The sequence below is a fragment of the Pseudomonas sp. P7759 genome (assembly GCF_013386445.1).
Lineage (GTDB): Bacteria > Pseudomonadota > Gammaproteobacteria > Pseudomonadales > Pseudomonadaceae > Aquipseudomonas > Aquipseudomonas azotoformans_A.
On the sequence record NZ_JACART010000006.1, the window covers coordinates 233,542 to 246,650 of the forward strand.

The 13,109-nt window shown below is 57.0% G+C and carries 14 protein-coding genes and 1 tRNA gene; 9 read left to right on the forward strand and 6 right to left on the reverse strand.

Annotation, left to right across the window (positions count from 1 at the left end):
• From HX823_RS07035 to HX823_RS07065, 7 genes are read left to right on the forward strand one after another with little or no spacing between them, the layout of a single operon-like run.
• Entirely contained in the window at positions 1 to 708 is a 708-nt protein-coding gene (locus HX823_RS07035) for a phage tail protein (protein ID WP_177074496.1), read from the forward strand.
• Positions 705 to 1,625, forward strand: coding sequence for a hypothetical protein (locus HX823_RS07040; protein WP_177074497.1), 921 nt, complete (start codon positions 705 to 707; stop codon positions 1,623 to 1,625). Before HX823_RS07035 ends, HX823_RS07040 begins: the two co-directional genes overlap by 4 nt.
• Complete coding sequence (locus tag HX823_RS07045; RefSeq protein WP_177074498.1) at positions 1,622 to 2,164, forward strand: DNA-binding protein; 543 nt, start codon at positions 1,622 to 1,624, stop codon at positions 2,162 to 2,164. The genes HX823_RS07040 and HX823_RS07045 overlap by 4 nt, the downstream gene beginning before the upstream one ends.
• Complete coding sequence (locus HX823_RS07050) at positions 2,161 to 2,871, forward strand: hypothetical protein (RefSeq protein ID WP_177074499.1); 711 nt, start codon at positions 2,161 to 2,163, stop codon at positions 2,869 to 2,871. Before HX823_RS07045 ends, HX823_RS07050 begins: the two co-directional genes overlap by 4 nt.
• The gene (locus HX823_RS07055) at positions 2,844 to 3,794 is read left to right on the forward strand and encodes a hypothetical protein (RefSeq protein WP_177074500.1); all 951 of its coding nucleotides are present in this window, start codon (positions 2,844 to 2,846) and stop codon (positions 3,792 to 3,794) included. Before HX823_RS07050 ends, HX823_RS07055 begins: the two co-directional genes overlap by 28 nt.
• 1 nt (position 3,795) lies before the next feature.
• Positions 3,796 to 5,511, forward strand: a complete 1,716-nt coding sequence (locus HX823_RS07060; protein ID WP_177074501.1) for a GDSL-type esterase/lipase family protein — start codon at positions 3,796 to 3,798, stop codon at positions 5,509 to 5,511.
• Between the two features lie 51 nt (positions 5,512 to 5,562).
• Entirely contained in the window at positions 5,563 to 6,453 is an 891-nt protein-coding gene (locus HX823_RS07065; RefSeq protein WP_177074502.1) for an SGNH/GDSL hydrolase family protein, read from the forward strand.
• Positions 6,454 to 6,481: 28 nt separating this feature from the next.
• On the opposite strand, the gene HX823_RS31925 is transcribed toward HX823_RS07065, so the two are convergent.
• From HX823_RS31925 to HX823_RS07080, 4 genes are all read right to left on the reverse strand, one after another.
• Positions 6,482 to 6,778 carry a hypothetical protein gene (locus HX823_RS31925; RefSeq protein WP_256350018.1) on the reverse strand — a complete coding sequence of 99 codons (297 nt, stop codon included), beginning with the start codon at positions 6,776 to 6,778 and terminating at the stop codon, positions 6,482 to 6,484.
• A gap of 8 nt (positions 6,779 to 6,786) precedes the next feature.
• Positions 6,787 to 7,032 carry a hypothetical protein gene (locus tag HX823_RS07070; protein WP_177074503.1) on the reverse strand — a complete coding sequence of 82 codons (246 nt, stop codon included), beginning with the start codon at positions 7,030 to 7,032 and terminating at the stop codon, positions 6,787 to 6,789.
• Between the two features lie 1,099 nt (positions 7,033 to 8,131).
• Positions 8,132 to 8,207 (reverse strand) — tRNA-Thr (locus HX823_RS07075).
• Between the two features lie 123 nt (positions 8,208 to 8,330).
• Entirely contained in the window at positions 8,331 to 8,564 is a 234-nt protein-coding gene (locus HX823_RS07080) for a DUF2790 domain-containing protein (protein ID WP_038842052.1), read from the reverse strand.
• A 346-nt stretch (positions 8,565 to 8,910) separates the two neighbouring features.
• On the opposite strand from HX823_RS07080, the gene bcsQ (HX823_RS07085) reads away from it, so the two are divergent.
• Together bcsQ (HX823_RS07085) and bcsQ (HX823_RS07090) are read left to right on the forward strand one after the other, a co-directional pair.
• A complete protein-coding gene (gene bcsQ, locus HX823_RS07085) occupies positions 8,911 to 9,861 on the forward strand; it encodes a cellulose biosynthesis protein BcsQ (protein ID WP_371317942.1) in 951 nt (316 codons plus the stop codon).
• A gap of 210 nt (positions 9,862 to 10,071) precedes the next feature.
• On the forward strand, positions 10,072 to 10,983 hold the full coding sequence (gene bcsQ, locus HX823_RS07090) for a cellulose biosynthesis protein BcsQ (protein ID WP_177074504.1): 912 nt from the start codon (positions 10,072 to 10,074) through the stop codon (positions 10,981 to 10,983).
• A gap of 241 nt (positions 10,984 to 11,224) precedes the next feature.
• Here bcsQ (HX823_RS07090) and HX823_RS07095 read toward each other — a convergent pair whose 3' ends face one another.
• Both HX823_RS07095 and HX823_RS07100 read right to left on the reverse strand, forming a co-directional pair.
• The gene (locus tag HX823_RS07095; RefSeq protein WP_177074505.1) at positions 11,225 to 12,412 is read right to left on the reverse strand and encodes a methyltransferase; all 1,188 of its coding nucleotides are present in this window, start codon (positions 12,410 to 12,412) and stop codon (positions 11,225 to 11,227) included.
• On the reverse strand, positions 12,393 to 13,082 hold the full coding sequence (locus HX823_RS07100; RefSeq protein ID WP_038842240.1) for an ABC transporter permease: 690 nt from the start codon (positions 13,080 to 13,082) through the stop codon (positions 12,393 to 12,395). Before HX823_RS07100 ends, HX823_RS07095 begins: the two co-directional genes overlap by 20 nt.
• Positions 13,083 to 13,109 lie beyond the last annotated feature (27 nt).

Here is a 13,109-nt window from a genome sequence, read left to right on the forward strand (position 1 = left end):
ATGACTTCCAAGACTGTTTACCAAACCGACCACCTGGGCATTTACGTAGGTGATGCGCTTGCCGACGAATCCCCGATGGAACCGGGTGTATGGCTGTTGCCCCGGGGCTGCGTCGAAGTGGCGCCGCCGGTGATTCCTGAATACAAAGCTGCCTACTGGGACGGTCAGGCCTGGCAGCTGGTTGACTCCTATCAGGGGCTGACGGCCTACAGCACCGAAACCCGTGGGCCCCTGGTGATCGATCGCCTTGGTGCTTTGCCGCCTGGCCACACCCTTGAAGTGCCAGGCCCCGGGCAGATCTGGAGCAATGGTCATTGGGTGGACGATGTGCCGGCAGTGATCGAACTTCGCTACGTCGAGCAACTGGCAGCGGTTAATGCTGCCTGTGCCGCGCATATCGCTGGTGGCCTCTGGTCGACGGTGCTGGGGGAGCGCCACTACTACCAGACGCAACTAGAGGATCAGCTAAATCTCACCGGTATGGTTCTGCGCGGGCTTGATGGTGCTTGTAACTGCCGGGACGAATTGGGCAATCAAGACTTTGTTGAACACACCATCGAGCAGTTGCGCCAGTTGAGTGATGAGCTGACCACGTTCAAGCAACAGGCGCTGCAGAAGGCGAACCGCCTGAAGCAAGCGCTGGCAACAGCGCGTGCGAATTTAGATCTGGAGGCCCTGAACGCCGTCACCTGGAGCGCCGAGCAATGAGCTGGGCGCCGATCACCATGCGGTGGCCGGAGCAGTCGACCCAATGGCTGGGCGCGCTCGATGACGCAAAACTGCTGGCTGGCAATGAGCAGACCGAAACCGCCCAGCGCCTGCAGGGGTTGGCGGCATTGGCTACAACCTCACCCGGGCCGGTCGGTGCTGCTGTAGGTGGCGCAGTCGCTGCAGGACGTGCTGCCCTCGATCAGTCCTTGGGCGAGGCGCCGGCGTGCCTCGTGGTGACGCCTTTTCAAAGTGGAGTAGGCCAGGGCCGAGGCTATCAGCGGTATTTGTCCGCGCCAAACATGCTGCAGCAGTTGGGGGAGAAACTCGTGGACGCCGGCGATGATGGCCGTCCGACTGGTCCGCAGTACGCCCTGGTTGTGATGTTCCTGGGCACACGCTACGACCAGTTTTCCCAAACCCTGGCACGGTTCAATGCCGTTTTGCCGACTCCCGATCTGCAGCGCGCTGAACGCCGCTCGAAAAATCTGGCAGCCCTCGACGCGGAAAAGTGGGAATTGCCTATCGCCGGCACGCTGCCGCGATGGGGAATGTTGCCCCTGGAGCGGTGCACCGTGACCAAAATCGCGAGTCAGGCCCTGCAGAGTCAACTGTCGGTGATGGAATGCTATTCCGACAGCTCGCCCATGGGTGACCTGGGCCAGTTGGCACAGCGCAAATCAGCCCAGGCTCAGGCTCAAAACCAGAAGATGGCCGAACTCAAAGCGATGTTCGCCGGCGCCGCCACTGACGAGACCATGCGCGCCCGCCTCATCGGACCTGGTGACGCGACGGAATTACGTCGGCAGATGCTCCAGGGCGATGCACCAGGTCACGAGTGGGGGTTGTCTGCCGGGTTGCTGCTGGTTGGTTCGCTGAACGGCCTGGCCTTTGTTCGGGAGTTGGTAGGCCTATGACCCTATTGCTCGATGGCGAACAGGTGCGAGGCAAGCATTTAAAAGTCACGGCCAACCTGCGGATCGAGAGCGACGATCTGTCTGGGCAAACCAGCGGTACCGATTCGGCCCACAAAGGATTCAAGCCAAAAACGCTGGCGGTCTCGTTGTTGATCGCGTTCGTGGATTCTGGCGATCTGCGCTCACTGATGCGCCTGGCGGAGGCCACAGGCACCGGTGGCCAGCGCAAGACGTATCGCGTGGTCAACGACACGGCGTCGGGGTTTGGAATCCGGCAAGTCGAGTTTTCCGAAGGGATCACTGCCCGGGAAGATGACACGCTGAACGCTTGGCGTATCCAGTTCACTCTGTCTGAAAAACTGTCGAACCCCGAACGCGTGGAGGGTCGGAGGGCGGCAAAGGCTGTCACCCAGCAAAGCGCACCAGGTCAATCAGTTGGCAGCGCCAGTTCGGACGGTAGCGCCGCCGAAGGTGAAGAACTGACCGGTTTTGAAGCCACGCTGAAACGGTTGGATAACTACCTGGGCGGCGCCGAATGAGCATGAAACTGCACAAGGTGTTGCGGATCGGCGGCGAGGTTTATCCCCTGGTGGCTGACGATGTGCGGCTGGAGCTGCGCAGCCCAGGGCGCGCCAATCTGACGATCCAGGCCACGGCACCGGTTAAAGGGCTCGTCACGCTGGATATTGGGTACAACGACAGCCCACTGCAGCGCTACTTCATTGGTTACGTCGAGCGGTGTACGTCGTCCAATGCGCTGGAGCAGGTGGTGTTCTGCAGAGAGTTGGCGGCGATCCTGGCCAACCCTCTGCCGCTGAACCTGCGCCACGCAGATTTGAATACCGTCCTGACAGAGATCAATCAGAAAACCGGTTTGAAATTCCGCATTCCGGACAAGGCATACGCCAAGGTCAAAGCCCCATTCTTCTACAACCTGGCCGCCGGCTATCAAGCGATGGATAGCTTGGCGCGGGTGTTCGGCATTGCTGATTTTATCTGGCAGCAACAGGGCGATGGCGAAGTGTTTGTGGGCAGTTGGGCCGATAGCTTCTTTGGCGCACGCGCCCCGCTGCAGCTCCCCGCCGAACTCTTCAACAGCTACCAAGGCAACCAAAGCGCAATGGTTGCGGCCCTTCCCGGGTTGCGACCAGGTGCATCTATCAACCAGGGCGAGCGGATCACCAATGTGACCCTCACCGGCAACCAAATGGCGATCCGATGGAAGACGCAATCCGCCGCAGCGTAGAGCGGCAATTCCCTGAGCTGACCGGTGGCTATCACTTGCCGCGCTTCGCAAAGGTCACTGGTGTAGCCGATGCGCCCGCCGGCGCTGGGATCTGCGACGACTTCCGGCCTCGGTTTGCGGTCGACCTGCAGCTGCTGGGCGAGGACGACGAACCGCTGCAGGACATGCCGACGCTCGCCGGTGTGCCGCTGCCTATGCCCGTGGGCGGCGACGAGATGGGATTCCTTGCATTCCCTGAGGAAGGCACCCGGGTTGTCGTGTGCTTTGCCTATGGTCTGCCGAACAAGCCCTATATCCAGACCATTTTGCCTCATGGCCTGAGCCTGCCGAAGGTGCCCAAGGGTGACCAGGTCTGGCAGCACAGTGACGCAGCCCAGCAGCGCGTCGACGCCGATGGAAACTGGCTGCGCCAGACCGAAGGGCGGATACGCGACAAATCCATAGACCGGGATGTTGAGAGCCTATCGAACACCGAACGGCACCAGATCAGCGCGGTGGCCATCGATGACCACTCAACGGAGACGGTCGGCGGACGCAAGACGATCGAGGCGCTGGGTGCACTCAAGCTGCTTTCAGGCGGCTCGGCCAGCTTGGCCGCCCTGGATGACTTGCACCTGGCCACCGGCCGCGATCTGAACCAGGCCGTAGGCCAAAAGCTCAACCTTGCGGTCGGCGGCAGCCTGCTGGAGCGCATCGAGGGCGCCCGCCGCAGCGTTGCAAAGCAAACCTGGCTGGGCTCTGAAGAGGTCAACGTGCTGCAGGTGCTGTGCGACCTGATCGAGCTGGTCACGCAAATGAACACCCAACTGGCAGCGCATGTCCACGGGCCAAGCCCGGTACCGGCCACGGCCGCCGCTTTCACGACTAATGCCGCTATCGGCCAACAACTTACTGGGCAGCTTGAGCCCATCACCGGAGATTGATTTGGAACTCAAAAACTTTTTCGCCCAGGACGACGCGGGCAACGCCCTGCCGAACGCGACCTGCTACCTGTACAAGCGCGGTACGGAAACGCTGGTAACTGGTCTCAAGAACGCCACAGGCGGCAACTTGGCCAACCCGTTCCCGGCGGCTGGAGATGGCCGGGTGGAGTTTGCTGCAGCAGACGGGCTGTACGACCTGCGCGTGGTCAGTGGTGCGCGGGATAACCGTATTCATATCCAGTGCCTGGATGTGTCCAACACTATCGCCAGGGTCTTGGCTGAGCCGATCCCCAAGGACGCGCCGTTTAACGCCCGGGGCGACGGTGTGACAGACGATACCGCCGCCTTCGCGGCCTTTGAACTGGTGAACAAGGCCCGTCGGGTGGACTTGGGTGGTGCCGTATACGTCGTTGCGGCAGTGCCGAGTAAAAACGCGTATGTGAACGGAGCCTTCAAGGTTGGCGGGTTCACCCAGGCGGTCACCATGAACGACCCCCTGTCGCCACAACAACCGCGATTCCACAAGAACGGTGGTCAGCTCGCAGCGTTGAAAAACTCACTGACTAACCCGCTGGAACAACTTACCTCTATCGTTATTATCGGTGATTCCATCGTTTGGGGCAGCGGGAATGCCGGGGAGCAGGCGCCGACGGACCCGCGCAATGGCACCCTCGCCGACCCCCGTGACTACTTTGGCACACCGTCATGGGTTAACCAGGTGAAGCGCTATATCGGTGCCAATTACGCTGCCGGCGCATTACCGGTCTTGACCAACTGGCCGGCAAGCCCTTCGGGCGAATCAATTGTTGAATATTCAGTAGTACGTGACCTGTTTCCCCGTGGGGGTAGTTTCACAACCAAGTCCGTGGGCGTGTCACTTTCTATCACCGATGTTGCAAACCTTTCAGGGATCACCGGCTTTCAGCGTCAACTTTCGGATGGGAATTTGGCGCAGACTTCCTATCATTCAATCTCATTCCCGTTTACCGGTACTTCTTTTACTTTGTATTTCGGTGTTTCTGGTGACGGTCTTGATTATGAACTATTTGTCGATGGTATAACCCTAGGGGTGTATACAACGAGTGAGGGAGAAGACGGTTTAACCTTTGGTAATAATCGCACTCGAACTCATACATTTAGCTATATTCGAAACAAACAGGTAGAGCTGAGAACTAAGCGTAGAGTTAGTCAGACGTCCGGAACAAAAATATTTCGAGTGGAAGGAATAAGGGTCAATAAAAAAATACGTATTTCGAACCAAGGAATTAATGGCGCAAGTACCCGCACATACAAGGCTAATAACCTGCCGGGTAATCCCTATGCGCACGGTTCAGCTGTTGGCCCTCAGGACAACTATGTACTATGTCAGCTTGGAACAAATGACCGAATCAAAAGCGCGCTGTTTCCACAAGGGGTGAATGAGTTTTCAGCGAATTTAAGCGCGTTGCTTGATGTCTTGCAGCCTATGACGAGTGTTATTCTTATGTGCGCCAATCCGGCGACGAACGAAAGTTCTGACGTATATTCGTTCACTATGCAGGATGTTCGTGGTGAGATATATCGCCAAGCCCGCACTCGGAGTTTAGATATGATTGATAACTATACTGCTCTGTCGATTGCAGATATGAGCCTTATTACAAATGACGGCCTGCACCCGAACCCACTTGGTTATACGTTGATGGCCCGAAACGTCATCAACTCTTTGGAGTCTTCCTGACCAAGGCTGTTGATAATGTAGAATCGTCTCCTTTTCAGAATGGATTGACGCGTGAACAGGAGACGGTTCCTTACCCTTGCGGCGCTTGTCGCAGCTTACCCGGCCTATAGAGTCGTTGGGCCGCTGATCGATCAGCGCCGCTTCCATGTAAATGGTGGTCAGCTTGCAAGGCTCAAAGCGGCGCTTGCTGATCCTGGCTCGCCCTTGGTTGGGATCACGTTCATCGGTGATTCCATCACCTGGGGCACCGGCACCGCCCAGGGACCAAATCCAAACCCTAGAAATGGAACCCTGACAGATCCACGGGATAATTTCGCCAGTGAAAGCTATGTCAACAATGTGAAGCGATACATTGGCGATAAGTACATGCTTGGATCCCAAGTGTCGCTTGCCAATTGGCGTTCTTCACCTAGTGGGCAATCTATTGTTGAATTCTCTAGATATGATTCGGAAAATACACCGCAAAAAAAGGTGCGAATCAGCAATCAGGGAATCAACGGTGCAAGTACATCAAGTTACATGGCGCGTAATTTGCTGTCCGCTGGTGACGGTGTGAACTATGCGGTGCTACCCGATGATAGCTTTGTGTTTGTCCAGCTTGGAACAAACGATCGAATTGAATCATCTAGAAACCCAAGTACCCAAAAGCTACTAGCAGACAATCTTGTTGCCCTGGTTTCGAAGGTTAAAAAAACTTCGAATGTTATATTGATGTGTGCTAACCCAGAAAGCATTCAGTCTTCCAAGTATCTGTTTGGTATGGATGTTGTAAGGTCTGCGACTTTGGATGCTGCGAAAATTTGCGGTGTAGACTTTATCGACAACTATGCAGCGTTCGAAGGGCTAGACCTTCGGTCCCTTATTCCCGACGGTATTCATCCATCTGTAGCCGGTCACTCGATAACGGCACAGAACATTATTTCAGCCATAGAAATGTCGTAGTAGTTCGGGGTGCAATGGCACCCCGACATCACGCTTCTCTGCACCACCAGGTTTGGGCGTAAGCGCAACCGTCTATAAATTCGATGCCGCTAAGCACAAACCCCGTATTAGCCATCCCCGCCAGTGTTGCGTCCAACAGTGGCGGCAGAGGTTCCGCCTCCATTGGCATACCCGACACCAGGTGCGCGACGTTTGAACTGCGCCCTAACTCCTGACAAGTTTCAGCGTTCACCAAGACGCTGCCTCGGATAGCCGGATAGCGGCGCCGATCCTCTTTGCTCAATGCCACTCCCCGATCGCGTAGCGGGGTTACGAGTACTCGCATGGAACCCCCTAGCGATTTTCTACAGGGATGTGCAGTAACTCTTCAAAAGCGTACTCAAGAGCCGAGTCAGCCAGATCGAGCAAATCCGCAAGTTCATCACGATTAATCAATTGCACCTGATGCAGGCCATAAGCCCGTTTAAGGAGCATCGCGTGATGGGCGCCCGGTTGCGTGAGTAGCGCCTCCTTATTCGCCAGTAGAGCTTTCCAGTCCCCCAGCGACTGTGCCTTGACGTTGTCTTCCTGTAGTTCCATGGGAAACATTCTCTATGTCACAAAATACTGTATATGCAAACAGTATAGCGATGATCGGAATCGCATGGTCATACGGTCGACAAAAGGTCAGTGCCAGAAAATTTGCTGCTGCGAGAAAAATCCTTCAGAAAAAGCACTTATCCCCCTCCCGCCGACGGGGTTTGCGTCCTTTTTTTGTGCAAAGCGGGAGGCGGTGCAAACAAACCTGCAGCCCAGGCGGGCCGGGGGGCTCTGCGGGCGATCGGCAATTTCACAGATTGCAAAATTTTGAACAGAAATGCAGTGGTGTTGCAAAGCGCTGGCTCGGACGGGCACGAACGGGGATCGGCTGGGATGCCCAGTTTCATTGGGCGAAAAATTTGAAAACGCTCGGACTCCCGGGTTTTCAAAAACGCGACGAGTCTATTTGAGGCGGCAACAGCGTACGTGCGGGTAGAGGGGGATATCGCTACAGCCCTCGATTTTCGTGGGTTTTAGCGATTCGGGGCCGTTTCATTTGTGCACACTGCATCGGAAGCTTTTCGGAGCTTTATAGATGTAGATCTGCCGTGCAGAAAAACGCCCAATAGATGAGAGGGATTCCCAGGTGGAGGGTGGCCATTTTTAAAAGAGTAATAAGGGCAAGAGACGATCGGGAATCGGCTGGAGACCACGGTTTCATTGGGGGTCAGATATCACATTGAGAAGTGATATGGAGTGATATGAAAAGTAATATTCCGGCCAAACCCCCGGTTTCATTGGGTTTGGTCAGTTTGGAATATCACCTTATAAAAGAGTAATACAATTACTTCTATATCACTTAAATATCACCCTTCCCGAATACCGCTCAAAGCCTTATCGGCCGTGGCTTACAGCTTGATTCGGACTGCAATATTACCTTTATCACTCTTTTTTCAGGCATTAGCACATTTTAGAAAATCCGCCCTGGTATGGCCGGCTTCCCGAGTTGCGCGCTGCTGTGTGCGGAGACGTCCGCCGCTGGGCCATTCCGACGAGCGCGACCCACGCCAGGGGAGGGCATAGGGAAGGCTTATTACGTCGCTTGTTACGTCTAGCGCAAAAAACAAGGGCCTGCATCGCTGCAAGCCCTTGATTTATATGGTGCCGGCACCAGGAGTCGAACCCGGGACCTACTGATTACAAGTCAGTTGCTCTACCAACTGAGCTATACCGGCGTGTTAGGGCGACGATTATAGCGATTGGCGAGGTTCTGTAAACCCCTGAATTCTGACTATTTTTGCAAATCCGCAGGTTTTTTCATCTGGCGCGGTTTCAGGGCTGTGGCGGGGCTTCTTCTGTCAGCTTCCGTCTGCGCAGTTGTCGGCGAATTTGCTGTAGTTCAGTACGCGTTGTTGGCCGTGGGAGTCCAGGTAGGTCATGTGGGCATTGACCACGCCGCAGGAGGCGGTGTTGTCCTGCACGGTGGCGACGATGCGTTGGATGTCCGGCTTCGGCTTTGTGTCGGCGTGGGCGTTGAGGGTGAAGGCAAGCAGGCTGGCGGCGATGAAGATGTTCCAGTTGTTGGGGTTCATGGTTGCGTCCTCGGTGCAGATCAACAGTGGGTGTGGGTCCTATTGAATGCTCGGGAGGTATATGGGGTGTGTCGCGAAACTCGGGTTTTGTTTCGTTTTGTATGAAGCGTCTGCGTAGCTACAGGGGAATACGCATCTGGCTGAATTCTTGATAAGTTGATCAGAAATTGCGCTAAATAATCTTAAATGACTGATATTTAAAGTGAAAATAATAAGTCATATAAATGGCGTCAAGCCACTCATCTGAAACAAGTTAGTTGAAATCATCAAAATACTGACACTATCAAGGTGATATCACACAATGCGCGCCTTATTTATTCAAACACTCAGAGGGGGGAGCAGGACAGTGAGTCGCGCAGATGATATTTCCAAACTATACGACGCACTGACTGGCACTCTCCGTGTTGATCAACCCCAGGTTGATGAGCCGATTTCGCCTGGTCTGCAAGGCTTGCTCGATCAGTTGAATCAGGGCGCCACCCAGCATCTTCATCCACCTGAGTTGATGGAAGGCCCGCTGGGCGAAGTGTACTCGGACCCATCGGCGCCCAAGGTTGTGGTGGTGGTCTCTGCCAAGGGTGGGGTTGGCCGCACCACGCTCACGGCGGCACTCGCCAGCGGTTTGCAGCGACAGGGTCATCCTGCGCTCGCGCTGGACCTGGATCCGCAAGACGCCCTGCGTCATCACCTGGCGCCCGGTGTGAATATGGCGGGTGTCGGCGCGACCAGCCTGCTCAACAAAACCTGGCAAGCGCTACCGGTTCGTGGTTTTGCCGGATGCCGCGTGGTGGCGTTCGGTGAAACAGATCCTGTGCAGCAGCAAAGCTTGAATCGTTGGCTGGGCCAGGATCTGGAGTTTCTGACCAAGCGCCTGGGTGGGATGAAATTGAGTGGCAGGGACACGGTGATCATCGATGTGCCGGCGGGCAATAGCGCGTACCTGAGCCAGGCCATGTCGGTTGCCGACGTGGTGTTGGTGGTGGCGCAAGCGGATGTCGCGTCATTTCGTAGCCTGGCTCAAGTAGACAGTGTGCTTGCCCCATACCTTGCCCACGCGCAGTCACCGTATCGTTTCTACGTGATCAACCAGGTTGACCTTGCTCATCGGTTCAGTGAGGACATGGTCGACGTATTCAAGCTACGCCTGGGGGATGCCCTGCTTGGAACGATCCAGCGCGATCCCTCGTTTATCGAGGCTCAGGCTTACGGGCGCGACCCGCTTGATCCGGTGACCAACAGCGCCGCGTGCCAGGACTTGAGCAGGCTTTGTCGTAGCTTGCTTGGGCGAATCAATTAAGCGCATCTAGGGTCAAAGCATTGCTGGCCATTAAATTGACGATTTGCCGTTTGTCTAAAAAATGTACAACTAACTCATCAAAATAATGACACTTTTGCTGTCCTGAAGCAGACTGCCTGCACTAGGGCGACCACAAAAAGACCTGCGGTAAGCAGTCGTATCAGCTGACCTTTTCACGTCTTTGAGCTTCGCCGTGATGAGGGGTTTGTTATGGGCATTACTGATGGTCTTTTAGCCTTGCTCGGCAAGGATGTCTGCCAAGATGAGCGTGGCATGGCGTCGCGTTTGCATTTCTTCGGCAGCATTCCCAGCCGGGACGATGGCGCCGCCAACGAAAGCGCCCAGCCCGCGCCCGCCTTGGCCTTGAGCCCGAAAGTGGTAGCGCTGGTGTCGATCAATGGCGGTGTTGGCCGCAGCACTCTGGTCACCGCCCTGAGCAGTGGTCTGCAGCGCCAGGGCGAGTCCGTCGTGGCGCTGGACCTGGACCCGCAGAACGCCTTGCAACATCACTTCGGGGTCAGCTCGGCATTGCCGGGCATCGGGCGCACCAGTCTGGAGCATGGGCAATGGAGCCAACTCCAACAGCTCAGCTTTGCCGGTTGCCAGGTGATCACCTTTGGCGAGATCGATATCCCGCAGCAGGAAAGCCTGGAGCGCTGGCTCAAGCACGAGCCGCGTTGGCTGGCTCAACGCCTCGCGTCCCTGGGCTTGAGCGCGCGGCATACGGTGATCATCGATACCCCCTCCGGTAACAACGTTTACTTTCATCAAGCGCTGAGTGTTGCCGACGTGGTCCTGGTCATTGTGCAGGCCGATGCTGCGTGCCTGGGCACCCTCGACCATCTGGATGTTCTGCTTGCCCCGCACTTGGAGGGTGAGCGCCCGCCCAGTGTGCAGGTGGTGATCAACCAAGTGGATGAAAGGAATGCCTTCAGCCTGGACATGGTCGAGGCGTTCAAGCAACGGCTGGGCAAAGAAGCGCTGCACGTGCACCGCGATGTAGCGATCAATGAAGCCTTGGCCTTTGGTGTCGACCCATTGGATAGCGTGGCGAAGAGTCTGGCAGGCGACGATATCAACGACCTCTGCCAGTTTCTGAAGGCCCCAGGAAAACGTACCTAAAGCGCGGTTTATACGCTTAACGCCAGATGCTTATGCACAATCGGTTGGATGGCCCTGTCACGAAAAAGCCATTTTGTGGAGCTGTTCTCATCACGCCGCAACTGCCTGTTTTGCGTGCGTTTTATTTTGTGAACAAAAAATGACCAGCTCGGTTTATGTTCTGTAGCGCTGATGGCTACAGGCCCCGTAAAGAATTCATCAACAGAGTTATCCACAGGCTGCGCGGCGACATTTCTGCCCCTTAATCGCGCTCGGCAAGCACCATCAAGTTGCGCGGCGTCAGTGCGGGTTCGCAAAAGGTGCCTACCTGGACCTTGTAGCCGTTTTCTTCGAGATACAAGGCCCGATCCAGCACCAGCCACACTTCCAGCGGGCGCCGAAACAGACCACGCATCAATTCCAGGTTTCGGACCTCGGCCAAGCGGCGCCAGCCGTACGCTTCCAGCGCCGTCCAATCCTGTTCGGCTGTGGATAACCCTTTGAGGTGCGCCAGCTCCCGGCAGTAGTCGGCAAAGGGTTTTTCCAGCCAATTGGCGGGCAGGGATGGCGTGGGCAGGTACTCGTCGACGCCACGCAGTTCGCGCTGCAGTTGATCGAAGCCCAGGCGTCGCGCCATGGATGTGTCCCGTTGCAGGCGCACACGCTTGCCTGCGGTGACGGTTTCGCTCAGCGGCAGGCCGAGGTCATCAATCGACAGTTTCAGGCGTGATGCGCGGCCTGCATTGGACAGTGGCTGGTAGGCGTCTGCGTTGATGCGGTTGAAGCAGCAGGGTGCCAGCGCGAGCTGTTGGCAGCCAGCAGTGCTGGCCAGTTGCAGCAAGCGCACATGCAGATCGCCACAGGCATGCAAGGCGACGGGCGTGTGTTCGCGGTTGATCGACACATCGGCCATTACGTCTTGCAGGCGATGGGTGACCGGCAGGCCGTGATGGTCACTCAAGGCCTGGCCTGCCGCGATCAGCGCCGGGTCGTACTCCAGGCAGGTCAGTGCTTGACCGTTTTGTAAAAGGCGGCGCCCCAGATGGCCCTTGCCCGCGCACCAGTCCAGCCAGTGCGTGGGCACTTGCTTGAACTGCAGTGCGGCGCCGAAGGCTTCGATCTGGTCCCACTTGCGGCCCGGAACATCGACGTTCAGGCGATGGCGAGCGGGTGCGAGGGGTTGCGCCGGTAACTTATCCACAGCGCTGAGCTGGCGAGCTTGCGCAGCGAGTTGTGGAAAAGGTGCCGGTGCCAGCAGGTCATGGGGTTGGTTATGACTGGTCTCGGCATCGGCCAGCGAGCGCTGGCGCAGCCACTGGGCGAGGTCCGGATGCTCGGTTTCCCAAGAGAGCTGGCGATGCGTAAAGGGCCGTGGTTTCCACAGCCCTTGGTGCTCGATCAGGAACGCATCCAGTGCCTGGAAGCGTGCCTCAGCGTCCTTGGCAGGCATCGACGCGCAGCCAGCGTTCCAGCAGCTTGAAGGCTCGTACCAGGATGTAAGCCATCAACAAATAGAACAGGCCGGCGGCGAAGAAGATCTCCACCGGCAAATAGGTACGGGCGATGATGGTCCGCGCCATGCCGGTCAACTCCAGCAGGGTGACGGTACTGGCCAGGGCACTGGCCTTGAGCATCAGGATCACTTCGTTGCTGTAGGCCGGCAGGCCGATGCGCGAGGCGCGTGGCAGGATGATGTAGAACAGCGTCTTCGGCTTGGACATGCCCAGGGCCCGCGCCGCTTCAATCTCGCCGGGCGGGATGGCCTGGATCGCGCCGCGCAGGATCTCGGCGATGTAGGCGGCCGTGTGCAAGGTCATGGTGGCGGTGGCACACCAGAACGGGTCGCGCAGGTAGGGCCACATGAAGCTTTCGCGCACCGCATCGAACTGCGCCAGGCCGTAGTAGACCAAGAACAACTGCACCAGCAAGGGCGTGCCACGGAAGAAGAAAATGTAGGCGTAGGGCAGGGCGCTCACGTACCAGCGGCGCGAGGAGCGAGCGATACCCAGCGGGATCGCCAACAGCAAGCCGGCGATCACTGCAATGGCGACCAGCTCCAGCGTGAGCGTAGCGCCCTGGGCCAATCTTGGCAGCCACTTGATGATCACGGCCCAGTTCAGGCCCAGGTCAAAATGCGCCAGCCAGCT

Bases quoted from the DNA above. Each gene is read 5' to 3' on its own strand.
- HX823_RS07035 (WP_177074496.1), top strand. From the start codon at position 1: ATGACTTCCAAGACTGTTTACCAAACCGACCACCTGGGCATTTACGTA.
- HX823_RS07040 (WP_177074497.1), top strand. From the start codon at position 705: ATGAGCTGGGCGCCGATCACCATGCGGTGGCCGGAGCAGTCGACCCAA.
- HX823_RS07045 (WP_177074498.1), top strand. From the start codon at position 1,622: ATGACCCTATTGCTCGATGGCGAACAGGTGCGAGGCAAGCATTTAAAA.
- HX823_RS07050 (WP_177074499.1), top strand. From the start codon at position 2,161: ATGAGCATGAAACTGCACAAGGTGTTGCGGATCGGCGGCGAGGTTTAT.
- HX823_RS07055 (WP_177074500.1), top strand. From the start codon at position 2,844: ATGGAAGACGCAATCCGCCGCAGCGTAGAGCGGCAATTCCCTGAGCTG.
- HX823_RS31925 (WP_256350018.1), bottom strand. From the start codon at position 6,778: ATGCGAGTACTCGTAACCCCGCTACGCGATCGGGGAGTGGCATTGAGC.
- HX823_RS07070 (WP_177074503.1), bottom strand. From the start codon at position 7,032: ATGGAACTACAGGAAGACAACGTCAAGGCACAGTCGCTGGGGGACTGG.
- HX823_RS07080 (WP_038842052.1), bottom strand. From the start codon at position 8,564: ATGAACCCCAACAACTGGAACATCTTCATCGCCGCCAGCCTGCTTGCC.
- bcsQ (WP_177074504.1), top strand. From the start codon at position 10,072: ATGGGCATTACTGATGGTCTTTTAGCCTTGCTCGGCAAGGATGTCTGC.
- HX823_RS07095 (WP_177074505.1), bottom strand. From the start codon at position 12,412: ATGCCTGCCAAGGACGCTGAGGCACGCTTCCAGGCACTGGATGCGTTC.